The sequence below is a fragment of the Streptomyces sp. Xyl84 genome (assembly GCF_059731885.1).
The window spans coordinates 2,937,716-2,963,397 of the sequence record NZ_AP029182.1 but is presented as its reverse complement, the minus strand read 5'-3'; the positions used below and the strand labels follow the sequence as shown (position 1 = coordinate 2,963,397).

18 protein-coding genes are annotated in these 25,682 nt (G+C 73.4%); 13 read left to right on the top strand and 5 right to left on the bottom strand.

Going from position 1 to position 25,682, the window contains the following annotated elements; translation table 11 throughout:
- Positions 1 to 46: 46 nt before the first annotated feature.
- Positions 47 to 1,267: a class I SAM-dependent methyltransferase gene (locus AC6I72_RS12635; protein ID WP_498000875.1), complete on the bottom strand. Its 1,221-nt coding sequence runs from the start codon at positions 1,265 to 1,267 to the stop codon at positions 47 to 49.
- Positions 1,268 to 1,357: 90 nt separating this feature from the next.
- On the opposite strand from AC6I72_RS12635, the gene AC6I72_RS12630 reads away from it, so the two are divergent.
- The 4 genes from AC6I72_RS12630 to groL all read left to right on the top strand — a co-directional run bounded on the left by AC6I72_RS12630 (position 1,358) and on the right by groL (position 5,545).
- Positions 1,358 to 2,323, top strand: a complete 966-nt coding sequence (locus AC6I72_RS12630) for a polysaccharide deacetylase family protein (protein WP_498000874.1) — start codon at positions 1,358 to 1,360, stop codon at positions 2,321 to 2,323.
- The gene (locus AC6I72_RS12625) at positions 2,320 to 3,168 is read left to right on the top strand and encodes a polysaccharide deacetylase family protein (RefSeq protein ID WP_498000873.1); all 849 of its coding nucleotides are present in this window, start codon (positions 2,320 to 2,322) and stop codon (positions 3,166 to 3,168) included. Before AC6I72_RS12630 ends, AC6I72_RS12625 begins: the two co-directional genes overlap by 4 nt.
- A 325-nt stretch (positions 3,169 to 3,493) precedes the next feature.
- A complete protein-coding gene (gene groES / locus AC6I72_RS12620) occupies positions 3,494 to 3,802 on the top strand; it encodes a co-chaperone GroES (protein ID WP_100569792.1) in 309 nt (102 codons plus the stop codon).
- A 117-nt stretch (positions 3,803 to 3,919) separates the two neighbouring features.
- The gene (groL, locus tag AC6I72_RS12615; protein ID WP_037858470.1) at positions 3,920 to 5,545 is read left to right on the top strand and encodes a chaperonin GroEL; all 1,626 of its coding nucleotides are present in this window, start codon (positions 3,920 to 3,922) and stop codon (positions 5,543 to 5,545) included.
- A 323-nt stretch (positions 5,546 to 5,868) separates the two neighbouring features.
- Here the strand turns inward: groL and AC6I72_RS12610 are convergent, their stop codons facing one another.
- Entirely contained in the window at positions 5,869 to 6,642 is a 774-nt protein-coding gene (locus AC6I72_RS12610) for an SDR family NAD(P)-dependent oxidoreductase (protein WP_498000872.1), read from the bottom strand.
- 107 nt (positions 6,643 to 6,749) lie between these two features.
- Entirely contained in the window at positions 6,750 to 7,442 is a 693-nt protein-coding gene (locus AC6I72_RS12605; RefSeq protein WP_498000871.1) for an MOSC domain-containing protein, read from the bottom strand.
- Positions 7,443 to 7,522: 80 nt separating this feature from the next.
- Here AC6I72_RS12605 and AC6I72_RS12600 point away from each other — a divergent pair, with 80 nt between their 5' ends.
- Complete coding sequence (locus AC6I72_RS12600) at positions 7,523 to 8,419, top strand: LysR family transcriptional regulator (protein ID WP_037858475.1); 897 nt, start codon at positions 7,523 to 7,525, stop codon at positions 8,417 to 8,419.
- 94 nt (positions 8,420 to 8,513) lie between these two features.
- Here AC6I72_RS12600 and AC6I72_RS12595 read toward each other — a convergent pair whose 3' ends face one another.
- Positions 8,514 to 8,843 carry a WhiB family transcriptional regulator gene (locus tag AC6I72_RS12595; protein WP_037858476.1) on the bottom strand — a complete coding sequence of 110 codons (330 nt, stop codon included), beginning with the start codon at positions 8,841 to 8,843 and terminating at the stop codon, positions 8,514 to 8,516.
- 382 nt (positions 8,844 to 9,225) lie between these two features.
- Here AC6I72_RS12595 and AC6I72_RS12590 point away from each other — a divergent pair, with 382 nt between their 5' ends.
- The 4 genes from AC6I72_RS12590 to AC6I72_RS12575 all read left to right on the top strand — a co-directional run bounded on the left by AC6I72_RS12590 (position 9,226) and on the right by AC6I72_RS12575 (position 14,112).
- Positions 9,226 to 9,837, top strand: coding sequence for a response regulator transcription factor (locus AC6I72_RS12590; protein WP_003948568.1), 612 nt, complete (start codon positions 9,226 to 9,228; stop codon positions 9,835 to 9,837).
- A gap of 765 nt (positions 9,838 to 10,602) precedes the next feature.
- The gene (locus AC6I72_RS12585; RefSeq protein ID WP_026252030.1) at positions 10,603 to 11,190 is read left to right on the top strand and encodes a sigma-70 family RNA polymerase sigma factor; all 588 of its coding nucleotides are present in this window, start codon (positions 10,603 to 10,605) and stop codon (positions 11,188 to 11,190) included.
- Positions 11,191 to 11,332: 142 nt separating this feature from the next.
- Positions 11,333 to 12,838: an IMP dehydrogenase gene (guaB, locus tag AC6I72_RS12580; RefSeq protein ID WP_498000870.1), complete on the top strand. Its 1,506-nt coding sequence runs from the start codon at positions 11,333 to 11,335 to the stop codon at positions 12,836 to 12,838.
- A 149-nt stretch (positions 12,839 to 12,987) separates the two neighbouring features.
- Positions 12,988 to 14,112 carry a GuaB3 family IMP dehydrogenase-related protein gene (locus AC6I72_RS12575; protein ID WP_366723674.1) on the top strand — a complete coding sequence of 375 codons (1,125 nt, stop codon included), beginning with the start codon at positions 12,988 to 12,990 and terminating at the stop codon, positions 14,110 to 14,112.
- Between the two features lie 338 nt (positions 14,113 to 14,450).
- Here AC6I72_RS12575 and AC6I72_RS12570 read toward each other — a convergent pair whose 3' ends face one another.
- Positions 14,451 to 15,659, bottom strand: coding sequence for a nucleotide sugar dehydrogenase (locus AC6I72_RS12570; protein WP_498000869.1), 1,209 nt, complete (start codon positions 15,657 to 15,659; stop codon positions 14,451 to 14,453).
- Positions 15,660 to 15,951: 292 nt separating this feature from the next.
- On the opposite strand from AC6I72_RS12570, the gene AC6I72_RS12565 reads away from it, so the two are divergent.
- From AC6I72_RS12565 to AC6I72_RS12550, 4 genes are all read left to right on the top strand, one after another.
- Positions 15,952 to 17,658, top strand: coding sequence for a glycerol-3-phosphate dehydrogenase/oxidase (locus tag AC6I72_RS12565; protein WP_498000868.1), 1,707 nt, complete (start codon positions 15,952 to 15,954; stop codon positions 17,656 to 17,658).
- 494 nt (positions 17,659 to 18,152) lie between these two features.
- On the top strand, positions 18,153 to 20,315 hold the full coding sequence (locus AC6I72_RS12560) for a serine/threonine-protein kinase (RefSeq protein ID WP_498000867.1): 2,163 nt from the start codon (positions 18,153 to 18,155) through the stop codon (positions 20,313 to 20,315).
- Positions 20,316 to 20,438: 123 nt separating this feature from the next.
- A complete protein-coding gene (locus tag AC6I72_RS12555) occupies positions 20,439 to 23,555 on the top strand; it encodes a serine/threonine kinase C-terminal domain-containing protein (RefSeq protein ID WP_498000866.1) in 3,117 nt (1,038 codons plus the stop codon).
- A 145-nt stretch (positions 23,556 to 23,700) separates the two neighbouring features.
- Positions 23,701 to 25,647, top strand: a complete 1,947-nt coding sequence (locus tag AC6I72_RS12550; protein ID WP_498004670.1) for a serine/threonine-protein kinase — start codon at positions 23,701 to 23,703, stop codon at positions 25,645 to 25,647.
- The last annotated feature ends 35 nt before the right edge of the window (positions 25,648 to 25,682 follow it).

Sequence of the window (25,682 nt, the reverse complement as noted above, 5' to 3'; positions counted from 1 at the left end):
GGAGCCCGGCACGCCGCGGGCGTCGCCGCGGCGGGCGGACCTCCCGCTACGCGGCGGGGGCGGGGTGCCCCAGCAGCATCGTCGGGGCGCCCGCGACCCGGGTGAGGAACACCGTCATCGTGCCGCGCCCGTGCGGTTTCGGCAGCACCTTGCGGCGCAGCTCCTCCGGCTCCACGGCCGAGCCGCGCTTCTTCACGGTGAGCGTGCCGACCTCGTGCTCGCGCAGCAGCGCCTTCAGCTTCTTGACGTTGAAGGGCAGCCGGCCGGTGATCTCGTAGGCGGTCGCGTACGGGGTGGGGCGGAGCTCGTCGGCCGTGACGTAGGCGATGGTCTCGTCGACGAGGCCGCCGTCGAGTTCCTCGGCGACCTCGGCGACCAGGTGGGAGCGGATGACGGCGCCGTCGGGCTCGTACAGGTAGCGGCCCACCGGCCGCACCGGCGGGTCGGGCAGGCCGCGGCCGCGCAGGCTGTGCGGGCCGGGCAGCAGCGTCGCGCGCACCGTGCCCGGCTCGGTGCCGAACCAAAGCACCGCTTCCTTCACGTCCCCGCCGTCGGAGATCCACTCGGCCTCGGCCTGCGGCGCGACGGCCTCGTGCGGGATGCCGGGGGCGACCTTCAGGGCGGCGTGCGGCGCCTTGAGCGCGGCCTCCACGGCCCAGGACAGCGGTGGCGAGTACGCCTCGGGATCGAAGATCCGCCCACCCGCCGCCCGCCCGGCCCCTCGTCCGCCGCCGCGCCGGGCGGGATCCACGAACACGGCGTCGTACGACGAGGTGTCGACGTCCGTGACGTCCGCCTCGCGGACCTCGATGAGGGCGTCGAGCCCGAGCGCCGCCGCGTTGGCGCGGGCCGCCGCGGCCGTCACCGGGTCCCGGTCCACGGCCAGGACGCGGATCCCGGCGCGGGCCAGCGCGATCGCGTCCCCGCCGATGCCGCAGCACAGGTCCGCCAGGCAGGACACGCCCAGTTCCCTCAGCCGCGCCGCGCGGTAGGCCGCCACGCTCGCCCGGGTGGACTGCTCCACGCCGTTCGGGGTGAAGAACATCCGCTCCGCGTCCGCCGCCCCGAACTTCGCCGCCGCCCGCTGCCGCAGCCGGGCCTGTCCGAGCGCGGCCGAGACCAGGCCGGCGGGGTGGTCGCGGCGCAGCCGGGTGGCGACGGCGAGTTCGTCGGCGGGGGCGGTGCCGCGCACCTCCTCCAGGAGGGCGCGGCCCTCGGGGGTGAGGAGCGAGGCGAAGGCGTGCAGCGGGGCGAGTGGGTCGGTCACCGCCTCATTGTGGGCCAGTCGGTGGACGGTGTGGCGCCGGCCGCGGTGTCGCCTCGGGTTCGGGGCGGTGGCCTGCGAGGATCCGGCGCCATGAGTTCAGTAGTACAAAATGACAAAAATCGCCTCCAGGGCCTCGCGGGCCTTCCCGGCCGTCCGGGGCGTCCGGGGCGCAGGGCCGCCTTCCGTGCCTCACTCGCCGCCCTCGCCGTCGCCGCCGTCGTCTCCGGCTGCGACCGGCCGGGCACGCCGGTGGCCCCCGCCCCGGGCCAGCAGCGCCTCCAGGCGCCCCCCGCCCGCGCCCTCGACTCCTACGCCACCCGGCTCAAGGTCTCCGCCGCGGCCCGCACCGCCGCCGCCAGGCGCTGGGGCCTGAGCCAGGCCCCGCTCCTGCCCCCGCCGCCACCCGCCGTCAAGCCGAGGATCCACGCCCGCCCCGGCTTCGAGGTGGACCACCAGGAGGAGTGGGACCTGCCCCCGGTCTTCACCACCGTGCCCACCAAGGACAAGATCCTCTTCCTCACCATCGACGACGGCGCCGAGAAGGACCCCGCCTTCCTGCGCATGATGAACGACCTGAAGGTCCCCTACACGGCCTTCCTCAGCGACTACGTCGTCAAGGACGACTACGGCTACTTCCGCAAGGCCCAGTCCCTCGGCAACACCCTGAACAACCACACCCTGCACCACCCGTACCTGCCGGGACTGTCCTACGACGAGCAGCGGCACGAGATCTGCGACATGCAGGACATCATGCTCAAGCAGTTCGGCAAGCGCCCGCAGCTCCTGCGCCCGCCCTACGGCAACTACAACCAGGACACCCTGCGCGCCGCCAAGTCCTGCGGCATCAAGTACGCGCCGATCTGGAACGAGGAGGTCTACGTCGACCACTGGGAGTTCCGCGAGGACGACAAGCGGCTGCGCCCCGGCGACATCGTGCTCACCCACTTCCGCGGCCGCGGCGAGTGGGACGGCACCATGGTCGACGACATGCGCCGCTTCCTGAACTACGCGACCGCCAAGGGGTACGCGGTGGCCCGGCTGGAGGACTACCTGTGAGACCGCGGCCGTGGCCGCGGCGCACGGCCGCGGCACTGCTCGCGGCCGTGCTGCTGCTCCTGGCCGGCTGCGCCTCGTCCGTCGACCCGATCGAACGGCTGGGCCGCAAGGCCGCCCAGCGGGTACGGCCCACCGCCCCGGCCGCACCCCCGCAGCCGTACCGCCGCTGGGGCCTGACGGCGCCACTGCCCGCGGCCCCGCAGCCGCCGTCCCGCCCCGTCACCCGCGCGACGGCAGCCGCCGGCCGGGCCTTCGCACCGCCCCCGGTGGTCGACCACGTCGACACGCCCGACCGGGTCGTCTTCCTCACCTACGACGACGGCGCCGAACGCGATCCGCGGTTCGTCGACATGGTCCGCGAACTGCGGCTGCCGGTCAGCATGTTCCTCACGGACAGCGTCATCGGGCCGGAGTACGGGCACTTCGCGCGCCTGCTGTCGGTCGGCGCGGCCCTGGAGAACCACACCCTGGAACACCCGGCCCTGCGCGGCCTGCCCTACGCCGGCCAGCGCGCCGAGATCTGCGGCCAGCGCGACAAGCTGCACGCCCGTTTCGGCGTCCGCCCCCGCCTCTTCCGGCCGCCCTACGGCGTCTACGACACCACGACCCTGCGCGCCGCCGCCGACTGCCAGGTCACCGCCGTGGTGCTGTGGCGCGCCTCGATGACGGAGACCCGCCTGCGCTTCACCCGCGGCCGTCCCGCGCTGCGCCCCGGCGACATCCTCCTGGTCACCTCGGACGACGACGACCTGGACGGCCCGACACTGCGCGAACGCACCACACGCCTGCTGCGCGACATCGAGGCGCAGGGGCTGACGGTCGGAAGGCTGCAGGACTACCTGTGACGGATCGGCCCGTCCGGCGCTTGCGGACGAGGCCGACCAGGCCGGCCGGCGGGGGCCGGGAGCGGCAGTCCCCAGGGCCGCCCACCGCGGCGGACGGCATCTGCCCAAGCGCCCCTGAAGAGCCCGCCTTCCTCCGACGCGCCGCACGGCAATTGGCACTCCGCTTGACCGAGTGCTAATCGCGGTCATAGTCTCGGCTCTGGCACTCCCCACCGGAGAGTGCCAACAACGCGACGGGCAGGTCCGGCACCCGCGACGACGGATCGACCTGGTCGCCACCTCAGACAGTTAACCCCGTGAGATCTCCGAAGGGGGAGGTCGGATCGTGACGACCGCCAGCACCAAGGTTGCCATCAAGCCGCTCGAGGACCGCATCGTGGTCCAGCCGCTGGACGCCGAGCAGACCACGGCCTCTGGCCTGGTCATTCCGGACACCGCCAAGGAGAAGCCCCAGGAGGGCGTCGTCCTGGCCGTGGGCCCGGGCCGTTTCGAGGACGGCAACCGTCTTCCGCTCGACGTCAAGGTCGGCGACGTCGTGCTCTACAGCAAGTACGGCGGCACCGAGGTGAAGTACAACAACGAGGAGTACCTCGTCCTCTCGGCTCGCGACGTGCTCGCGATCATCGAGAAGTAAGTCACCTCAGCATTCCTGCTGTGAGCTGCGCCCCTGGCCCCCGCGACCGTTAAGAAGCCGGGCGTCCGGGGCGCAGTTTCTTTTTCACCCAAGATTTCCGAGAGGGCTCCCGCTGCCATGGCGAAGATCCTGAAGTTCGACGAGGACGCCCGTCGCGCCCTCGAGCGCGGCGTCAACAAGCTCGCCGACACGGTCAAGGTGACGATCGGTCCCAAGGGCCGCAACGTCGTCATCGACAAGAAGTTCGGCGCCCCGACCATCACCAACGACGGCGTCACCATCGCCCGTGAGGTGGAGATCGAGGACCCGTACGAGAACCTCGGCGCCCAGCTGGTGAAGGAGGTGGCGACCAAGACCAACGACATCGCGGGTGACGGCACCACCACCGCCACCGTGCTCGCCCAGGCGCTGGTGCGCGAGGGCCTGAAGAACGTCGCCGCGGGTGCCTCCCCGGCGCTGCTGAAGAAGGGCATCGACGCCGCGGTCAAGGCCGTCTCCGACGACCTGCTCGCCTCGGCCCGCCCGATCGACGAGAAGTCCGACATCGCCGCCGTGGCCGCGCTGTCCGCCCAGGACCAGCAGGTCGGCGAGCTGATCGCCGAGGCCATGGACAAGGTCGGCAAGGACGGCGTCATCACCGTCGAGGAGTCCAACACCTTCGGGCTGGAGCTGGACTTCACCGAGGGCATGGCCTTCGACAAGGGCTACCTCTCGCCGTACTTCGTCACCGACCAGGAGCGTATGGAGGCCGTCCTCGACGACCCGTACATCCTGATCAACCAGGGCAAGATCTCCTCGATCGCGGACCTGCTCCCGCTGCTCGAGAAGATCATCCAGGCCAACGCCTCGAAGCCGCTGCTGATCATCGCCGAGGACGTCGAGGGCGAGGCGCTCTCCACCCTCGTCGTCAACAAGATCCGCGGCACCTTCAACGCCACCGCGGTGAAGGCCCCCGGCTTCGGCGACCGCCGCAAGGCGATGCTCCAGGACATGGCCGTCCTCACCGGCGCCACCGTCATCTCCGAGGAGGTCGGCCTCAAGCTCGACCAGGTCGGTCTCGACGTGCTCGGCTCCGCCCGCCGCGTCACCGTCACCAAGGACGACACCACGATCGTCGACGGTGCCGGCAACAAGGCCGACGTCGAGGGCCGCGTCGCCCAGATCAAGGCCGAGATCGAGTCCACCGACTCCGACTGGGACCGTGAGAAGCTCCAGGAGCGCCTCGCGAAGCTGGCCGGCGGCGTGTGCGTGATCAAGGTCGGCGCCGCCACCGAGGTGGAGCTGAAGGAGAAGAAGCACCGTCTGGAGGACGCCATCTCCGCGACCCGCGCCGCGGTCGAGGAGGGCATCGTCTCCGGTGGTGGCTCCGCGCTGGTCCACGCCGTGAAGGTGCTCGAGGGCAACCTCGACAAGACCGGCGACGAGGCCACCGGTGTCTCGGTCGTCCGCCGCGCCGCCGTCGAGCCGCTGCGCTGGATCGCGGAGAACGCCGGCCTGGAGGGCTACGTCATCGTCTCCAAGGTCGCCGAGCTGGAGAAGGGCAGCGGCTACAACGCCGCCACAGGCGAGTACGGCGACCTGGTCAAGGCCGGCGTCATCGACCCGGTCAAGGTCACCCGCTCCGCCCTGGAGAACGCGGCCTCCATCGCCTCCCTCCTCCTGACGACCGAGACCCTGGTCGTCGAGAAGAAGGAAGAGGAAGAGCCGGCCGCCGCGGGCCACAGCCACGGCCACGCCCACTGAGGCAGCGCTCTGACCCGAGCCGCTCGGCGACTCGGGCGAGCCACCGGTGCCCGGCACCCCTTCGGGGGGTGCCGGGCACCGCGCGTTCGGGGGTGGGGAAGAGGAGGCCGCCGGGGAGTTCCTGCGCTGCTTCGGGCGTCAGACCAAGCTGTTGAGGGAGGCGGCCGGGGTCACCCGGGCGCAGTCGGGGAAACGTCCGTCTCCGTCGGCGCCGACGAGCGGGCCGCGTCCGGGCGGAGGGCGGCGCGACGCTGAGGTGAGTGAGAGGAGGGGCGGCCGGCAGCCGACCGCCCCTCTCCGCTCGTCCGGCCGGCCCCCACGGCTCACCGCGGCCCGTACTTGCGGCCCGTCTTCGAGGTGACGCCGCCCAGCAGGCCCCGCGGTGTGACCTTGACCAGGCCCATCAGCGCCTTGTAGCGGGGGTCCGGGATCGACACCGTCCGGCCGCGGGCCAGGTCCGTCAGGGCCGCCGCGACCAGCTTGTCCGCGTCCAGCCACATCCAGCCCGGGATGTTGTCCGTGCCCATCCCGGCCCGCTGGTGGAACTCGGTGCGCACGAAGCCGGGGCACAGCGCCATCAGGCGTACGCCGCTGCCCGCCAGGTCGCGCGCCGCACCCTGGGTGAACTGCACGACCCACGCCTTCGAGGCCCCGTAGGTGCCGCGCGGCACGAACGCCGCGACCGACGCCACGTTCACCACGCCGCCCCGGCCGCGCTCGCGCATCGCCGCGGTCGCCGCCGACGTCAGCCGCAGCACCGCCTCGACGTGCACCTTGAGCATCCTCAGCTCGTCGGTCATCTCCACGTCGAGGTAACGGCCCTTGTTGCCGAAGCCCGCGTTGTTGACCAGCAGGTCGACGGGGTTCTTCCGGTCGCCCAGCCGGGCGGCGACCCTCTCGATGCCCTCGTCCGTCGCCAGGTCGGCCGTCAGCACCTCGGCCTCGATGCCGTGCCGGTCGTGCAGCTCGGTCGCCTGCTCCGTCAGCCGCCCGGTGTCACGCGCCACCAGGACGAGGTTGTGGCCGTCCGCCGCCAGGCGCCGTGCGAACGCGGCGCCGATGCCCGCGGTCGATCCCGTAATCAGAGCCGTTGTCATGGCGAAAGGTTAGTGGTCCCGCCCCCTCGTCCCCGATCTCTGCACAGGGCCTGCCGATCAGTGACGGACCGGTGTGAGCGGCCGGCCCGGCCGGGCCCGACGATCCGTCAGCCCGCCTCCCCGGCGCCGTACCGAGCCGCGTACTTGCGGGCCGCGGCCAGCGACTCCGGGTGCAGCGCCGGACCGGCCGCCAGCAGGCGCGGCAGCAGGGAGCGCTCCGTGGTGGCGGCCCGGAACTCGAGGGCCACCGTCACGTCGTGGTCCGGGCGGTGCACGATCTCCACCGGGTCCCCGCCGCGGATCTCACCCGGCTCGATCACCCGCAGGTACGCACCCGGCGCACCCTTCCGCGTGAACCTCTTGACCCACCCCCGCTCGCCCAGATGGCCCTGGAAGGTCCGGCACGGGATCCGCCCGCAGGTGACCTCCAGCACCACCGAGGGACCCCCCGGCGAGCCGAGGCGCCAGCGCTCCCCGATGCGCGCACCGGATATGTCGATGCCCGTGGTGGTGAGGTTCTCGCCGAACGACCCGTTGGGCAGCGCCCGGCCCAGCTCGCGCTCCCAGTCGTCCAGGTCCTCGCGCGCCACGGCGTACACCGCCTGGTCGTCACCGCCGTGGTGCCGCGTGTCGCACACCGCGTCCCCGGCCAGCCCGCTCGCGCCGACGCCCTTCGGGCCGGGCGCCGCGACCCGCACCGGGTGGTCCACCGGCTGCTTTCCGATACCGGTGAGACCCTCGGGCTGATCGGTGTACGGCACGGCCACGGCACGGCCCAGGTTGACCGAGAGAAGCTTCATGCCGGAACGGTAAGGGACCCCAAGTCAAAGTGTCGACGCGTTTTCCGGCGCTTCGCCCAAGCCTGCCTTATGCTCGAAGGGTGATCGAGGCCCGTCATCTGCGCGTCCTGCGCGCCGTCGCCGCCACCGGCTCCTTCTCCGCCGCCGCCCGCGAGCTGGGCTGCACCCAGCCCGCCGTCAGCCAGCAGATGAAGGCCCTGGAGGGATCGGCCGGCACCCCGCTGCTCGTGCGCACCGGCCGCGAGATGCGGCTGACCGAGGCCGGCGAGGCCCTGGTGCGGCACGCCGGCGGCATCCTCGCCGGACTCACCGCCGCCGAGGAGGAGGTCGCCGCCATCGCCGGTCTGCGCGCCGGCCGGGTCCGCCTGGTCTCCTTCCCCAGCGGCAGCTCCACCCTCGTCCCCACGGCCCTCGCCGCCCTGCGCGCGGCGCACCCCGGCACCCGCGTCTCCCTGGAGGAGGCAGAACCGCCGCGCTCCGTGGAACTGCTGCGCGCCGGCGACTGCGACGTGGCCCTCGCCTTCCGCTACGAGGGCGCCGCGGGCGCCGAGGAATGGGCGGACCTGGTGGTGCGCCCGCTGCTCACCGACCGGCTCGTCGGACTCGTACCCGAGGGACACCCGCTGGCCCGGGCCGAGTCCGTCGCCATCGCGGAACTCGCCGACGAGCCGTGGATCGCGGGCTGCCCCCGCTGCCGGGGCCAGCTCGTGGAGGTGTGCGCGAGCGCCGGGTTCACGCCCCGCATCGACTTCGCCACGGACGACTACCCGGCGGTGGCCGGGCTGGTGGGGGCGGGTCTGGGCGTGGCCGTCCTGCCCCAGCTCGCCATCGAGTCCGTACGGCCCCGGGGCGCGAGCACCGTGGCTCTGGAGCCCGCGGTGCGCCGCGAGATCGTCGCCCTCACCCTGCCCGACCTGGCCCAGGTGCCGGCCGTGGCGGCGACGCTCGATGAACTGGTGCGCGCCGGGTCCCGGTGAGCGCGGCGCACCGGCCGGGTACCGAAGCGAAGGGCACGCGCGTGCGTGCCCTGATCGCCGTAGTACGTCCGTATGGGTAAGAAGAAACGTTCCTTCAGGTATGTGAAGCGGTGTCGCCGCTTGATGACGAAGCCGTCACCAGTCGGTTCCGTGCCCGCCCCATGAGCTCCTCGCGCTCGTCCTCGGTGAGGCCGCCCCACACTCCGTACGGCTCGCGCACCGCCAGGGCGTGTGCCGCGCACTCCGCACGGACCGGGCACCTCATGCAGACCTCCTTGGCCGAGTTCTCTCGAGCGCTCCGAGCCGCCCCGCGCTCGCCCTCGGGATGGAAGAAGAGCGAGCTGTCCACTCCGCGGCAGGCAGCCAGCAGCTGCCAGTCCCACAGGTCCGCATTCGGTCCGGGAAGGCGGGAGAAATCTGCCATTGCGTGACCCCTTGTAGCCGTTCGGTGGCGGATACGGTGCCAACGACCGTACATCTCCGATCTAAGGAGATGAAAATATGACTCATTGCGAATCTAGCCCTAGACACCTGGAAACGGGAAGAAAAGGGGCTGAATGGGGCATAGCTTGTGATGAAAAGTTGAGGGTATGACGTCTGTGTCTGCACTGTGTCCGCTCCCTCACGTAGAGTGCCGAAAACGGCGTACGGCCCCGTAACTCTTTCGAGTGACCGTCGTTGAGAGTGCGGAGGCGGTTGAAAACACAAGTGCTCGGGCAGGCGTCCGAGACGGTCGACCGCACAGGTGACGATTTCGTACCAGCCTGGAGGCTCAAGGTGACGCGCATCAGCTGCGGAGGGCGGCCATGACATCCGTCCTCGTCTGCGACGACTCCCCGCTTGCCCGAGAGGCGCTCCGCCGCGCGGTCGCGACCGTGCCCGGCGTCGAGCGTGTGACGACGGCGGCCAACGGCGAGGAAGTCCTCCGCCGCTGGGGTGCCGACCGCTCGGACCTCATCCTCATGGACGTGCGCATGCCCGGACTGGGCGGTGTCGAGACGGTCCGGCGGCTGCTGTCCGCCGACCCCGGTGCGCGCATCATCATGCTCACGGTCGCCGAGGACCTCGACGGTGTCGCGCTCGCCGTGGCCGCCGGCGCCCGCGGCTATCTGCACAAGGACGCCTCCCGCGCGGAGCTGCGCGCCACGGTGACCCAGGCCCTCGCCGACCCCACCTGGCGGCTCGCCCCGCGCCGGCTGCGCTCGGCCGAGATGGGCGCCGCGCCCACGCTCACCGCGCGTGAGATCCAGGTCCTCGAAGGCATGAGCCACGGCCGCTCCAACGCGGAGATCGGCCGTGAACTGTTCCTCTCCGAGGACACCGTCAAGACGCACGCCCGGCGCCTGTTCAAGAAGCTCGGCGCCTCCGACCGCGCGCACGCGGTGGCCCTCGGCTTCCGGTGGGGCCTGGTCCGCTAGGCCCTGTCGTCACATTCCCGCCTGCCTCGCGACGCCATGCACGCACTCTCGCCGCACCGGGCCCAGACCCGAGTACGTCCAGTACGACACACGGCACCTGATCGGGCCAGGCCAGCGGGCTGGTGCGGGCAGCGGCAAGGCGGCAAAGGACGTCGGCGCGAGGGGGTCCTCCCGCGCGAGCGGGGTCGAGTGCCGGGGAACCTGCGAGTGACGGCAACGCCGCGTACGGGCGGGCCGGGCCCCGCGTCCGCGGCATGCGTGGCCGGACGAGGCCTCAGCCTCGCCGGCGGGACCCGGGGTCCGCGCGGCGCGTGCCGCCCGGGCCCGGCCCCAGGGCGCGTCGCCGTGCGGCCGCGCCGGTCGCGCGTACGCCTGTGCCGGTCGCGCGTACAGCCGTGCCGCGGTCGTGCGGAAACGGCGCCGCGACCGCACCGCGGCGGCCCGCCCCGACGGGGCGCCCTCCCGGGCACGCGCCGGCCGGCCGGGGGGCGGGGAGACGGGGCCCGCGAAAGGCCCTCGAGCGGGTGCCGGCGGTGTCGCCCGTCGCGCCCCGGGTACCACTGACCGTGCGGCCCGCCGGGCGGCCGGTGCTCGTTTCGCCGCGGATGCCGCATCCTTGGAGGTGTGGAGTTCCTCGGGGACGAGTCGGTCGAGCGGAATGGGAGGGTGCAGGGGATGGGTTCCGGCGCACCCGCTCATAACGCTTCGGTGCACAACCGCGAAGGCGGTGCCGCGGAGCAGACGACGCCAAGGCACGATGGACCGATGCGCGACGACGAGGCGGCAGTTGCCCCAGGGGCGATCGGTGCGCTGGTGCACCGTGCCGTCGACGGCGACGAGCAGGCCACGCACGACCTGCTCGCCCGCGTCCACCCCCTCGCGCTGCGCTACTGCCGCACCCGTCTGTCGCGGCTCCCGGGCGACGCGCGCCACTTCGTCGAGGACCTGGCCCAGGAGGTCTGCGTCGCCGTCCTCCTCGCCCTGCCGCGCTACCGCGACACCGGCCGCCCCTTCGAGGCGTTCGTCTTCGCCATCGCCTCCCACAAGGTGGCCGACCTCCAGCGCGCGGCGATGCGCCACCCCGGTTCGACGGCCGTGCCGTCCGACGAGATGCCCGAGCGCCCCGACGACTCCCTCGGCCCGGAGGAGCGCGCCCTGCTCAGCAGCGACGCCGAGTGGGCGAAGAAACTCCTCGCCAACCTCCCGGAGAACCAGCGCGAGCTGTTGCTCCTGCGCATCGCGGTCGGCTTGACCGCCGAGGAGACCGGGCAGATGTTGGGAATGTCACCGGGAGCCGTCCGGGTGGCCCAGCACCGGGCGCTGAGCAGGCTGCGGGCCCTCGCCGAGCAGTAGCCGGACGTCTGTTGGACCGGCCGCGCGCCGGTGTCGTAGGAAAATACGAAGCCCGGGGCGGTCCTTCGTCGTGGAATGAGACGCCTCCGCTTCCCGTTAGCATGGACATCCGCACCGATCAAGGCCATTTGGGGAAGGTGTCATGACTGCAAACGTCGACGGAGTGCCCGAGAAATTCGCGACACTCGGGCTGACCTACGACGACGTGCTGCTGCTGCCGGGCGCATCCGAGGTGCTCCCCAACGCGGTCGACACCTCGTCCCGCATCTCCCGCAACGTCCGGGTGAACATCCCGCTGCTGTCGGCGGCGATGGACAAGGTGACCGAGTCCCGCATGGCGATCGCGATGGCCCGGCTGGGCGGCGTCGGCGTGCTGCACCGCAACCTCTCCATCGAGGACCAGGCCAACCAGGTCGACCTGGTGAAGCGGTCGGAGTCCGGCATGGTCACCGACCCGATCACGGTGCACCCGGAGGCCACGCTCGCCGAGGCGGACGCCCTGTGCGCGAAGTTCCGCATCAGCGGTGTCCCGGTCACCGACCCGGCCGGCAAGCTCCTCGGCATCGTGACCAACCGCGACATGGCCTTCGAGAACGACCGCTTCCGCCGCGTGCGCGAGGTCATGACGCCGATGCCGCTGGTCACCGGCAAGGTGGGCATCTCCGGCCCCGACGCCATGGAGCTGCTGCGCAAGCACAAGATCGAGAAGCTGCCGCTGGTGGACGACGAGGGCGTCCTCAAGGGCCTGATCACGGTCAAGGACTTCGTCAAGGCCGAGAAGTACCCCAACGCCGCGAAGGACGCCGAGGGCCGGCTGCTCGTCGGCGCCGCCGTCGGCGCCAGCCCGGAGGCGCTGGAGCGCGCCCAGGCGCTCACCGAGGCCGGTGTCGACTTCCTCGTCGTGGACACCTCGCACGGCCACAACAGCAACGCCCTGAGCTGGATGTCGAAGATCAAGTCGAGCGTGAGCGTCGACGTGATCGGCGGCAACGTCGCCACCCGCGACGGCGCCCAGGCGCTGATCGACGCCGGTGTGGACGGCATCAAGGTGGGTGTGGGCCCGGGTTCCATCTGCACCACCCGCGTCGTCGCCGGCATCGGCGTTCCCCAGGTCACCGCCATCTACGAGGCGTCCCTCGCGGCCCGCGCCGCCGGCGTCCCGCTGATCGGCGACGGCGGCCTGCAGTACTCCGGTGACATCGGCAAGGCGCTGGCCGCCGGCGCCGACACGGTGATGCTGGGCAGCCTCCTCGCCGGCTGCGAGGAGTCCCCGGGCGAGCTGCTCTTCATCAACGGCAAGCAGTTCAAGTCGTACCGCGGCATGGGCTCGCTGGGCGCCATGCAGTCCCGCGGCCAGGGCCGGTCGTACTCGAAGGACCGCTACTTCCAGGCCGACGTGACCGCCGACGAGAAGCTCGTGCCCGAGGGCATCGAGGGCCAGGTCCCCTACCGCGGACCGCTCGCCAACGTCCTGCACCAGCTCGTCGGCGGCCTGCGCCAGACCATGGGCTACGTCGGCGCCGCCACCATCGAGGAGATGGAGTCCAAGGGCCGGTTCGTCCGGATCACCTCGGCGGGTCTCAAGGAGTCCCACCCGCACGACATCCAGATGACCGTCGAGGCGCCGAACTACAGCAGCAAGAAGTGAGCCGGAAGGCCTCCCCGCGCGCGTGAGCCGCGCGCGGGGAGCACCGCCGACGACGTGCGAGGGCGGCCCCGGGCGCACCGGGGCCGCCCTTGTCATGGGTGTCGGCGATACTGGAAGACGCTGCAACGCATCAGGGAAAGGCCACAGACGTGACTGAGATCGAGATCGGGCGCGGCAAGCGCGGCCGCCGGGCGTACGCCTTCGACGACATCGCCGTCGTCCCCAGCCGCCGTACGCGGGACCCGAAGGAGGTCTCGATCGCCTGGCAGATCGACGCCTACCGGTTCGAGCTGCCCTTCCTGGCCGCCCCCATGGACTCCGTCGTCTCCCCGGCCACCGCGATCCGCATCGGTGAGCTGGGCGGCCTCGGTGTGCTCAACCTCGAGGGCCTGTGGACCCGCCACGAGGACCCGCAGCCCCTGCTGGACGAGATCACCGAGCTGCCCGCCGAGGCCGCGACCCGCCGCCTCCAGGAGATCTACGCCGCTCCCATCAAGGAAGAGCTGATCGGCGCGCGCATCAAGGAGGTGCGCGACTCCGGTGTGGTCACCGCCGCCGCGCTCTCCCCGCAGCGCACCGCCCAGTTCTCCAAGGCCGTCGTCGACGCGGGCGTGGACATCTTCGTCATCCGCGGCACCACGGTCTCCGCCGAGCACGTCTCCTCCTCGCACGAGCCGCTGAACCTGAAGCAGTTCATCTACGAGCTGGACGTCCCGGTGATCGTCGGCGGCTGCGCCACCTACACCGCCGCCCTGCACCTGATGCGCACCGGCGCGGCCGGCGTGCTGGTCGGCTTCGGCGGCGGCGCCGCGCACACCACGCGCAACGTGCTGGGCATCCAGGTCCCCATGGCCACCGCGGTCGCGGACGTGGCCGCCGCCCGCCGCGACTACATGGACGAGTCCGGCGGCCGGTACGTGCACGTGATCGCGGACGGCGGCGTCGGCTGGTCCGGTGACCTGCCCAAGGCGATCGCCTGCGGCGCGGACGCCGTGATGATGGGCTCCCCGCTCGCCCGCGCGACCGACGCGCCCGGCAAGGGGCACCACTGGGGCATGGAGGCCGTCAACGTGGAGCTGCCGCGCGGCCAGAAGGTCGACCTCGGCACCGTCGGCACCATCGAGGAGGTCCTCACCGGCCCCTCGCACACCCCGGACGGCTCCATGAACTTCTTCGGCGCCCTGCGCCGCGCCATGGCCACGACCGGTTACAGCGAGCTGAAGGAGTTCCAGCGCGTCGAGGTCACGGTGGCGGACGCGCAGCACAAGCGGTAACCCGCCCGGCTCCCACGCCACGGAAGGGGCCCGGTCACTCGCTCAGGCGGGCGGCCGGGCCTCTTGGCGTTCCGGGCATGGGGGCAGCGGGGGCGCGTTCGGTGAGGTGGGGGCGCACGGTCGCGTTCGGGGCGAATACGCCGGGGACGGGCGTCTCGGGCCGGTGATGTCCGTGTGGAGGGTGAGCGGCCGCCCCCGCGCAGCCTGGGGGCGGACACTCCATGAACCACCCTGGAGCCTGCCGCAGTACCGGCTGCGGCGGGATCCGTCTCATACGGTGGCGGCGGGACTCGTCCGCTTCCACCGCTTCCGGCCGCAGGGCCTCCGCGTGCCCCCTTTCACAACCGGTGCGCCGCCCCCAGCGGGGCCGCCCCGCGCGTGTCGAGGAGCAGCTGGGCCTTCACCGACAGGCCTTGCAGGTCGTACGTCCGGTGGTGCTGGAGCAGGATCGTCAGGTCGGCGTCGGCCACCGCTTCGTAGAGCGCGTCCGCGCGCGGGACGGGGCGGTCCTGGACGCTCCAGGCGGGCACGTAGGGGTCGTGGTAGCTGACGCATGCGCCCAGGCCCGTCAGGCGGTCGGCGATCTCCTCGGCGGGGGTGCCCTGGAGGTCGGCGAGGTCGGGCTTGTAGGTGACGCCCAGGAGGAGGACGCGGGCGCCGCGCGCCGACTTGCCGTGCTCGTTGAGGAGTGCGGCCGCGCGCTGGACGACGTAGCGGGGCATGCGGCTGTTGACCTGCTGGGCGAGTTCCACCATGCGCAGGCCGCGGCCGGCCGTGCCGGACATGTCCTGGGGGAGGCCGGGGCCGCCCACTCCGGGGCCCGGGCGGAAGGCCTGGAAGCCGAACGGCTTGGTCTCGGCGCAGCGGACCACGTCCCACAGGTCGACGCCGAGGTCGTGGCAGAGCACGGCCATCTCGTTGACGAGGGCGATGTTGACGTGCCGGTAGTTGGTCTCCAGGAGGTGGACGGTCTCCGCCTCCCGCAGGCCGCGCGCGCGGACCACCTTGTCGGTGAGGCGGCCGTAGAAGGCGGCGGCGGACTCGGTGCAGGCCGGGGTGAGGCCGCCGATCACCTTCGGCGTGTTGGCCGGGGTGATGTCGCGGTTGCCGGGGTCGACGCGGCTGGGGGAGTAGGCGAGGTGGAAGTCGCGGCCGGCGAGGAGGCCGGAGCCCTCCTCCAGGAGCGGGCGCAGGAAGGCGTCCGTGGTCCCGGGGTGGACGGGCGACTCCAGGATCACCGTGGTGTGCGGGCGCAGGTGACCGGCGAGGGCACGGGCGGCGGTCTCCACCTGCCCCAGGTCGAACCCGCCGTCGGCGCCGCGCGGGGTGGGCGCGCAGATCACGGCGGTGCGCACCCGGCCCAGCTCGGCGGGGTTGGTGGCCGGCCGGAAGCCCCCCGAGAGCATCCGGCGCAGCTCGGCGGCGCTGAGCGAGCCGGGTTCCTCCCCGATGCGGTACCCGAGGGTGGGGACACCGGCGGCTACGGCGGCCTGGGCCAGGGGCAGGCCGAGAGGACCGAGTCCGATGACGGCGAGATCTGCGGGCATGGCGTGGGCCGTCCTTCCCAATAACCGAGGTGGTGCGGGCACGCAAGTCCGGTGGACAGGACGAGCGAGTGCAATGTCAGACTAGGAGTAAATATGACCGTTTTGCGGGATTGACCAGCGTGTTTCTCGGTGAACCGGTGGGAGTTGTCCACAGGCTGGGGGCGACTGGTGGCTGAAGACGGGCAACCCGGTCAGAATTTGGGCAGGGGAGAACGCGAGGGGTACTGGAGACGGATGGGACGGGGCTTCGCCCGACGGGTGCGGCCGGCTCGACCGAGAGCGGGAGGCAGCAGTGAGGACAGCGACACTGGGGCCGGCGCAGCGCGCCGAGTCACTGGCGGCAATGGCCGAGCGTGAGCTGGACATTCTGGTCGTGGGTGGCGGCGTGGTGGGTGCGGGCACGGCCCTGGACGCGGTCACGCGCGGCCTGTCCACCGGCATCGTCGAGGCACGCGACTGGGCGTCCGGCACCTCCAGCCGGTCCAGCAAACTGATACACGGCGGCCTGCGCTATCTGGAGATGCTCGACTTCGCCCTGGTGCGCGAGGCGCTGAAGGAACGCGGCCTGCTGCTGGAGCGGCTGGCTCCGCACCTGGTCAAGCCGGTGCCGTTCCTGTACCCGCTCCAGCACACCGGCTGGGAGCGGCTGTACGCGGGCTCGGGCGTCGCGCTCTACGACGGCATGTCGATGGCCCGCGGCCACGGCCGCGGACTGCCCCTGCACCGCCACCTGAGCCGCCGTCACGCCCTGCGCGTGGCCCCCTGCCTGAAGAAGGACGCCCTGGTCGGCGCCCTGCAGTACTACGACGCCCAGATGGACGACGCCCGCTTCGTGGCGACCCTGGTGCGCACCGCCGTGTCGTACGGCGCGCTGGCCGCCAACCGCGCGCGGGTCACCGGGTTCCTGCGCGAGGGCGAGCGCGTGGTCGGTGCGCGGGTGCAGGACGTCGAGGGCGGCGACGAGTACGAGGTCCGCGCCCGGCAGGTCGTCAACGCGACCGGGGTGTGGACGGACGACACGCAGGCGATGGTGGGCGAGCGCGGCCGGTTCCACGTCCGCGCCTCCAAGGGCATCCACCTCGTCGTGCCCAAGGACCGCATCCACTCCTCCACCGGTCTGATCCTGCGCACCGAGAAGTCCGTCCTGTTCGTCATCCCCTGGGGGCGGCACTGGATCATCGGCACCACCGACACCGACTGGGACCTGGACAAGGCCCACCCGGCCGCCTCCAGCGCCGACATCGACTACCTCCTGGAGCACGTCAACTCGGTGCTCGCGGTGCCGCTGACCCGCGACGACGTGGAGGGCGTCTACGCGGGCCTGCGGCCCCTGCTGGCCGGCGAGTCCGACGCCACCAGCAAGCTCTCGCGCGAGCACACCGTGGCGCACCCGGTGCCGGGGCTCGTGGTCGTCGCGGGCGGCAAGTACACCACCTACCGGGTGATGGCCAAGGACGCCGTCGACGAGGCGGTGCACGGCCTGGACATGCGCGTCGCCGAGTGCGTCACCGAGGAGACCCCGCTGTTCGGCGCGGAGGGCTACCAGGCGCTGTGGAACGCGCGGGCGCGCATCGCCGCCGAGACCGGGATCCACGTGGTGCGCGTCGAGCACCTGCTGAACCGGTACGGCACGGCGGCGCGGGAAGTCCTCGACCTCATCGCCCAGGACTCCTCCCTCGGCGCGCCGCTGAAGGCCGCGGACGACTACCTGCGCGCCGAGGTCGTCTACGCCGCCTCCCACGAGGGCGCCCGGCACCTGGACGACGTGCTGACCCGGCGCACCCGCATATCCATCGAGACCTTCGACCGGGGCACGCGCAGCGCGCGCGAGGCCGCCGAGCTGATGGCGCCCGTCCTGGGCTGGAACGAGGACCAGATCGAACGCGAGGTGGAGCACTACCAGAAGCGGGTCGAGGCGGAGCGGGAGTCGCAGCGCCAGCCCGACGACCTGACGGCCGACGCGGCCCGGCTGGGGGCGCCGGACATCGTGCCGCTGTAGGCGGGGCCGCCGGGGCCGGGCCGGGGGGCTTCGGGTGACTCCAGGGGCCGGCCGGGAGCGGGTCCGGGGCGATTCGGGGGCGGGTCTCAGGGGAGGCCGGGAGGCGGGGCCCGGATGTGGGTCCCGGAGTGGTGCGTACAGGGGTCCCGGATGTGGGTCCCGGAGTGGTGCGTACAGGGGTCCCGGATGTGGGTCCCGCAGTGGTGCGTACGTGGGTCCGGGATGCGGAGCCCCGGGCGGTTCGGACGCAGGTCGCGGGGCGGTTCGCGGGGCGGCTCGTGGGGCCGCCCGGGGAGGAGAGGGGAGGAAGCGGGAGAGAAGGGGGCGACGCAGAAGGGTTTCGTCACCGGCCGTCATCACACCGTGTCGCACGCGCTGTTCAGCGGTGGGCCCGCCGCGCCCCGGGGTGCCCGCACAGGGCACCCTGGGCGTCGAGCACTTGTCGGGTGAGGGACAATGGAGCCTCTGTCAGGGCGGGTTGCATGAGGGGACGCATGTCGGAGGCGGAGCGGACGGGGGCATCCCGTCAGGACACTCGTCAGGACAACAGCGAGCGTCTTCTCGCCGGGCGGTACCGGCTGGGAGACGTGCTCGGCCGCGGCGGCATGGGCACGGTGTGGCGGGCCGAGGACGAGACCCTGGGGCGGACGGTCGCCGTCAAGGAACTGCGGTTCCCGTCGAACATCGACGAGGAGGAGAAGCGGCGCCTGATCACGCGGACGCTGCGTGAGGCCAAGGCCATCGCGCGCATCCGCAACACCAGCGCCGTGACCGTCTTCGACGTGGTCGACGAGGACGACCGGCCGTGGATCGTCATGGAGCTGGTCGAGGGCAAGTCCCTGGCCGAAGTGATCCGCGAGGACGGCCTGCTGGAGCCGCGGCGGGCCGCCGAGGTCGGGCTCGCCGTCCTCGACGTGCTGCGTTCCGCGCACCGTCAGGGCATCCTGCACCGCGACGTGAAGCCCTCCAACGTGCTCATCGCGGAGGACGGCCGGGTCGTGCTCACGGACTTCGGCATCGCCCAGGTCGAGGGCGACCCGTCCATCACCTCGACCGGCATGCTCGTCGGCGCGCCGTCCTACATCTCCCCGGAGCGGGCCCGCGGCCACAAGCCCGGCCCGGCGGCCGACCTGTGGTCGCTCGGCGGACTGCTGTACGCGGCGGTGGAGGGCTCCCCGCCGTACGACAAGGGATCGGCCATCGCCACGCTGACCGCGGTGATGACCGAGCCCCTGGAGGAACCCAAGAACGCGGGGCCGCTGCGGGACGTCATCTTCGGCCTGCTCAACAAGGACCCGGAAAAGCGCCTCGACGACGCGGGCGCCCGCGCGATGCTCAACGCCGTCATCAGGGCGCCCGAGCGCGGGACGGCGGCGGAGCCGGAGCCCCCGGCGGACGCGACGAAGGTCGTACCCCTGCCCGTGCAGCCGGACCGGCGGTCGGGCAAGGGCGGTGCGAAGAAGTCCGGGTCCGCTGCGGGGGCGGCGGCAGGCGCTGGTTCCCGTTCCGGTTCCGCTTCCGGTTCCGGTGCGGGAGGCAAGCGGGGCGAGGAGGCGGCCGACCGGCTGCGCGGAGCGCTGCGGTCCGTGCGCAAGGCGGCCGGGACGGCGACCTCGGGCGCCGCGTCCCGTACCGGGCAGGCGGCGGACGGCCCCGGCACGGCGGCCTCGGGGGCGGTCGCCGCGGGCGGTGCCACCGGAGCGGCGGCCGCGAACGCCACGGGTACGGCCGGCGGCAGCGGCAAGGGGACCGGGGGCGCGGCCGGGACCGGCAAGGGAAGCGGTGCGGCGGCGGGCGGTACGCAGACCGGGCGCGCCGGTGGCGGCTGGCCCGTGGTCCCGCCGCCGGACCTGGACCTGCCGCCGCGTCCGGTGCCCAGGGCGCCGCTCACGGACGTGGTGTCCAAGCGGACCCTGGTGATCATCGCCGTGGTCGTGGTGCTCGCCGTGATCGGCACGGTGCTGACCATCGCCTTCAGCGGCAACGACGACAAGGACTCCAAGAGCGGCGGCTCCGGTACGTCGGCCGGCGCGACGGCCACCGGGAGCGCGGGGGCCGGGCAGGGAAAGGGCAACGCCCGCGGGACGGACGGGAAGCAGACCGGTCCGGCGACGGCCACGGACGCCTCGCGGACCGCGGGCCAGGGCACCGGCACGCCGGGCGGTGACGCCTCCGGCACCTCGGACACCGGCTCCGGACCGGGTTCCGGTCACGGTTCCGGTGACGACGGCGCGGCCACCACGTACAAGGGCGGCCAGGGCTTCTCCATCGGGCTGCCCAAGGGCTGGAAGTACACGACCACCGGGTCCTCGGGGGCCCGTTTCACCGGTCCTGACGGGCAGAAGCTGCTCGTCGCCTGGACGTCCACGCCCAAGGACGACCCGGTGGCCGACTGGCAGAGCCAGGAGGACTACATGCGGCGCTCCGACTACCACCGCGTCCGCATCGAGAAGGTGGGCTACCGGGGGTGGAACACCGCGGACTGGGAGTTCACCTACACCGAGGACGGCACCAAGTACCGCACGGTGGACCGCGGTTTCGTGGTCGACGACCACCTCGGCTACGCCCTCATGTACACGGCGAAGGCCGCCAAGTGGGACAGCGACCTGCGCAGGAACACCTGGCGGACGCTGGCGAAGACGTTCGAACCCAAGTGAGATCCGGCTTCCCCTCTTGCGGGTTGCCTCCGGCACGTATCGTGAGTGGTTGCGGACCGTGAGCATCGGGAACGGGACGCGTGGCGAACGCATCTGACCGAACGTGCGGCCGGGGGAGGCAACGTGGACGACTACGCGGGCCGGGTGCTCGCCGACCGCTACCGGCTGCCGCTGCCCCCGTCCGACGCGTACGAACTCACCGAGACGCGGGCCTTCGACACGTACAGCGGACAGGAAGTCCTGCTGCGTCAGGTGCCGTTGCCCGAGGTCGTCGAGGCGGAGGTGCTCGACGCGGACGGGCTGCCGGAAGGGTTCACGGCCCGCGACGGTGCCTTCCGCAGGCCCGGGGGGCCGGGGGAGCCCGGGAATCTCGGCACCTCCGGGGGGCGTACGGGGTGGGGTGTGCCCCCGGCGCGCGGCTCCCGCGCGGACTCCGGGGCCACGCGGCGGCCCGCCGACCCGGCAGTACGGCGGGCGGTCGAGGCCGCGCAGGCCGCCGCGCGGATCCCCGACCATCCCCGGCTCGACCAGGTCTTCGACGTGTTCGCGGAGGGCGGCTCGCTGTGGATCGCCAGTGAGCTGGTCGCCGCGCGCCCGCTGGCCGCGCTGCTGGCCGAGCGGCCGCTGACGCCCTACCGTGCGGCCGAGGTGGCCTCCGACATACTCATGGCGCTCAGGGTCCTGCACGGCCACGGCTGGGTGCACCGCAACATCACCTCCCGCACGGTGATGGTCTGCGACGACGGCCGGGTGATGCTGACCGGCCTCGCGGTCGGCGCCGCGGAGGAGGCGCTGTGCGGGTACGACCCGGTCCCCGCACCGGACGACGAGGCCGGCGCGCCGGACGCGGCGGGGGCGGCGGGGGCGGCCCCGCTCCCGGCGGTGGGTCCGCGCGGAGAGCCCGGACCGTACGGCGGGCGGGACGGCGGGCCCGGCGGCGCGGCCGCGGGCGGTGAGGGTTCCGGCGGCGGTGCGGGGCACGGCGGGTCCGGCCGCGAGTGGGGGAGGACGGATGCTCCGGGCGGGGCGAGTGGCGCGAGTGGCTGGGGTGTAGGTGGTACCGGTGGTGCCGGTGGCCCAGGTCTGAGTGGCGCGGGCGGGCCGGGTACGAGTGGCGTCGGCGGTGCTGGTGGGGCCGGTGGCGCGCGGGGGTTCGGCGGGCCGGGGGGCGGACAGGAGTCCGCCGCCGATCCGGAGGCGGCCCGGCGGGCCGCGATCGAGGCGCGGGCGGCCGGTGCGCTGCCGCTGCCCGGGGGAGAGCCGGAGAGCGGCGCGGGCGCGGCGGGAGCGCTGGTGCGGCGCACGCCGGAGACCGGCGACGACATCAGGGCGGCGCGCGCCGGGGCGATCGCCGCGTACCGCGCGGGCGCGCGAGCGGCGGCCCGCGTCCAGGAGGCACAGCAGAGCGCACGCACCCCCCTGCCCGGTGCCCGCCCGCCCGCCGAGAGCCAGGGGCAGGGTGCGCTGCCCGGCACCCGTCCGCCCGCCGGGAACCCGGGGGGTCACGGCGCGCTGCCCGGTGCCCGGACGCCGGACGGGGGTGCGGGGCGCGGCGTGCCGCCCGGTCAGATCGCCGATCCCTACGGTGTACGGGCCGCGCCCTGGGGCGGAGCCGCGCCGCGGCCGGAGGGTGCCGAGGACGGCAGGACGCCCGCCGTGGGCCCCGGGAGCGATGCGCAGGGACGCGCCGCTCTCCCGGCGGCCCATCCCGAGGGCGCCCGGCCAGGCGCGTCCGGCCCGTCCCGCTCCGTCTTCGAGCCGCCCGCCCTGGGCCCGGCCGTCGCGGACCGGGCGGCCGGAGGACGGCCCGCCGTCCACCCGCCCGCCGGCGCCCCGCCCGCAGTCACGCCACCCGCCGGCCCGTCCGCCGGCGACCTGCCCACCGGCGCTGCCGCGGGCGGCGCCGACACCCCCTCCGCCGCGCGCTGGGACGGCTACTCCACCGGCGGCGGGGCCGCCGCACGACGGGGGCCCGGGACCGCGCTGGCCGCCGAGCGGGCGCGGCAGGCGCGGATGACCGTGGTGGGACCGGTGACCGAGCGCTGGGCGCCCGAGCAGGCCGGGCCGGTCCACGCGAACTGGCAGCTGGCCGCGCCGATCGGGCCCGCCACCGACCTGTGGGCGCTGGGCGCGCTGCTCTTCCGGGCGGTGCAGGGGCATGCCCCCTACCCGGAGGAGTCGACCACCGAGCTGGTGCAGATGGTGTGCGCCGAGCCGCCCGCCTTCGCGGAGGAGTGCGGTCCGCTGCGACCGGTGGTGGAGTCGCTGCTGCGTCAGGACCCCACCGACCGGCTCGGCTTCGAGGAACTGGGCGGCTGGCTGCGCTCGCTGGTGCGGTCCGCGCCCGAGCCGGAGGCGGGGGCGCACGTCGTGTCCGCACCGCCCGCCGACCCGGCCCGGCTGCCGATCGTCCGCCGCCGGGGCGAGCTGGTGCGCAGACGGCGCGCCGCGCTGCCCGCCCACCACGGGCGGCACAAGCGGGCCGGACAGGAGGCGCGTTCACCGCGCAGTCTGGGGCGGCTCCTGCTCCTGCTGGTGCTGGTCCTGCTGGCCGCGGCGGTCGCGTACGCGATGCTGTTCCTGCCGAAGTCCGGCCGTTCCGGCGACGGCGGCGAGCCCGGCGGTGACCGTACGGGCGCCGCGGGACGGGAGAGTCCGGCACCGGAGTCCTCGGGCGGCTCCGACGTGAGCGGCGCGCCCGGGACCGGCCGGAGCACGGCGGACGGCGGCGGCAGCCCCTCGCGGTCGTCCGGCGCGGCCGAGACGCAGACCACCGGCACCGGTGTGCCCGGCGGCTTCACCCTGCGCAAGGACGCCGCCGGGTTCCGTGTCGCCGTCGCGAACGGCTGGAGCCGTACGCCGAAGAACAGCCTGGGCCAGGTGGTGTACGCGCACGGGGACTTCGAGCTGATCGTGGTGCCCGGACGGGACAGCGCGGCCCGCTTCGGCAGCGACCCGATGGTGTACCAGCGGGAGTCGGAACGCGAACTGCAGGGCTACCGCGACTCCAGCTGGGCCACCTCGTCCGGGATGCGGACCATCCAGGTGGGCGGGAAGACCATGGCCGAGGGGCAGTTCACCTGGAGCGGCGCGGGCGGCCGGCAGCTGTTCGTGCGCAACCTCGCCGTGCTCCTCGACGGCCGCTACCACGTGGTGCAGGTGCGGGGCCCGGAGTCCCAGCGGGACCAGGTGAGCAAGCTGTACGACCAGGCGTCGGCGACGTACCGGTACACCGGGTGAACCCCAGGCGTCCCGTCAGTTCCCCAGAACCTCGGGAAGCGACAACTGTCACAGTGCGGTTTCTTGGCACCCCCGCCGGTTCCCTGCCGGAGGGCCGGTCCCTACGCTGGCTCTGTCAAGAACATTGCGGGGAAACGTGAATCAGATGCAGGGCCAGCTGCTCGCCGGACGCTACCGGCTCGCCGACTCCATCGGCAGCGGCGGCATGGGCCGGGTCTGGCGCGCGCACGACGAGGTGCTGCACCGGGCCGTGGCGATAAAGGAGTTGACCGCCGCGCTCTACGTCTCGGAGAGCGACCAGGCGGTCCTCCTGGCACGCACCCGGGCCGAGGCGCGCGCGGCGGCACGGATCAACCACTCCGCCGTGGTCACCGTGCACGACGTGCTCGAACACGACGGCCGCCCGTGGATCGTGATGGAGCTGGTCGAGGGCCAGTCGCTGGCGGACGCGGTCAAGGAGCAGGGCCGGCTGGAACCGGCCGAGGCCGCCCGCGTCGGGCTGTGGGTGCTGCGCGCCCTGTGCGCCGCGCACGCGGCCGGTGTCCTGCACCGTGACGTCAAGCCCGGCAACGTCCTGCTCTCCCAGGACGGCCGGGTCCTGCTCACCGACTTCGGCATCGCCCAGATCGAGGGCGACACCACCATCACCCGCACCGGCGAGGTCGTCGGCTCGGTCGACTACCTCGCCCCCGAGCGGGTCCGCGGCCACGACCCGGGCCCGGCCTCCGACCTGTGGGCGCTGGGCGCCACGCTGTACACGGCGGTGGAGGGCCTGTCGCCGTTCCGCCGCACCTCCCCGCTGACCACCATGCAGGCGGTCGTCGACGAGGAGCCCCGCGAGACGACCCACGCCGGTCCGCTGACGCCGGTCATCACCGCACTGCTGCGCAAGGACCCGGCCGCCCGGCCGGACGCGGCGGCGGCCGAGCTGATGCTCGCGGAGGCCGCGGAGGGGCGGCGGCCGAGTCACGCACAGGCGTACGTCCCGACCACCCAGCAGTCCGGCTACCACCCGGGGACGGGTCAGCACGGGACGACCGGTCAGCACGGGACCACCGGGCAGCACGGCACGACCGGGCAGCACGGGACGACCCGGCAGGGAACGGCCGGCGGCCAGGACGGGACCGGGCCGTACGGGACCGCCGGTCAGCACGGCGCGGCCGGGCCGTACGGGACCTACGGGACCGCGGGACAGGACGGTGCGGCCGGGAGCCCCTATGGCGCCGCCCCCTTCGCGGAGGGTGAGCAGCCCGGCGGCGTACCGGGCGGTGCCCCGGCCTTCGACCCGGCAGCCTCCGCCGCTCAGGGCCGGCTCCCCGCCCCGGGGGCCGGGCCGAACCCGCCCGGGACCGGCGCGACCGTCGTGGGCCCCGGCCACGGCACGGGGAACGGCGGCGCCCGGTCCCGGCGCCGCAGGCTGCGCAACGTCGCCCTCGTGGTGGTCCTCGCGGCGGTCGTCGGCGGCGGCACCGCGGTGGTGCTCCAGAAGTGGGGCCCGGGCGGCCGGCAGGACGCCGGCCCCTCCGCGTCCGCGCCCGCGCAGACGTCCCCCTCGCCCGGTCCCGCGAAGACGGGGAAGTCCGGCAAGACCGGGAAGTCCAAGGGCGGCGCGGCGGACAGCCTCCCGGCCGGCTGGAGGCGGGTCAAGGACCCCTACGGCTTCAGCATCGGCCTGCCCGGCCCGAACTGGCAGCGGGTGGTGTCCAACGAGGCGCTCCGCCAGGTCGACTACACCCCCGACGGCGGCAGGCACTTCATACGCATCGCCGTCTCCGACTCGCCGCAGTTCCCCAGCGCGTACGACCACCAGGTCGACCTGGAGAAGCAGTTGCGGCGCCTGGTCGACTACCGCCAGGTGACGCTGCGGTCCGAGACCTTCCGGGACCGTCCGGCCTCCCTGTGGGAGTACACCTGGACGGCACTGCCCAAGGACACGCCCTATCCGGGCCCGCGACACGCCATCGAGGAGACGTACTTCTCCCGCGACAACGTCGAGTACGCGATCTACATGTCCTCGCCCGAGGCGAGCTGGCCGGTCACGCGCAGTCAGTTCAAGTCGGTGCTCCAGAGCTGGCGGCCCACCTCCGGCTGACCCCGCCGACCGGGCAGAAAGGCCTGATGAAGCCC

Bases quoted from the DNA above. Each gene is read 5' to 3' on its own strand.
- AC6I72_RS12630 (WP_498000874.1), top strand. From the start codon at position 1,358: ATGAGTTCAGTAGTACAAAATGACAAAAATCGCCTCCAGGGCCTCGCG.
- groL (WP_037858470.1), top strand. From the start codon at position 3,920: ATGGCGAAGATCCTGAAGTTCGACGAGGACGCCCGTCGCGCCCTCGAG.
- AC6I72_RS12610 (WP_498000872.1), bottom strand. From the start codon at position 6,642: ATGACAACGGCTCTGATTACGGGATCGACCGCGGGCATCGGCGCCGCG.
- AC6I72_RS12605 (WP_498000871.1), bottom strand. From the start codon at position 7,442: ATGAAGCTTCTCTCGGTCAACCTGGGCCGTGCCGTGGCCGTGCCGTAC.
- AC6I72_RS12595 (WP_037858476.1), bottom strand. From the start codon at position 8,843: ATGGCAGATTTCTCCCGCCTTCCCGGACCGAATGCGGACCTGTGGGAC.
- AC6I72_RS12590 (WP_003948568.1), top strand. From the start codon at position 9,226: ATGACATCCGTCCTCGTCTGCGACGACTCCCCGCTTGCCCGAGAGGCG.
- AC6I72_RS12585 (WP_026252030.1), top strand. From the start codon at position 10,603: ATGCGCGACGACGAGGCGGCAGTTGCCCCAGGGGCGATCGGTGCGCTG.
- guaB (WP_498000870.1), top strand. From the start codon at position 11,333: ATGACTGCAAACGTCGACGGAGTGCCCGAGAAATTCGCGACACTCGGG.
- AC6I72_RS12570 (WP_498000869.1), bottom strand. From the start codon at position 15,659: ATGCCCGCAGATCTCGCCGTCATCGGACTCGGTCCTCTCGGCCTGCCC.
- AC6I72_RS12560 (WP_498000867.1), top strand. From the start codon at position 18,153: ATGTCGGAGGCGGAGCGGACGGGGGCATCCCGTCAGGACACTCGTCAG.
- AC6I72_RS12550 (WP_498004670.1), top strand. From the start codon at position 23,701: ATGCAGGGCCAGCTGCTCGCCGGACGCTACCGGCTCGCCGACTCCATC.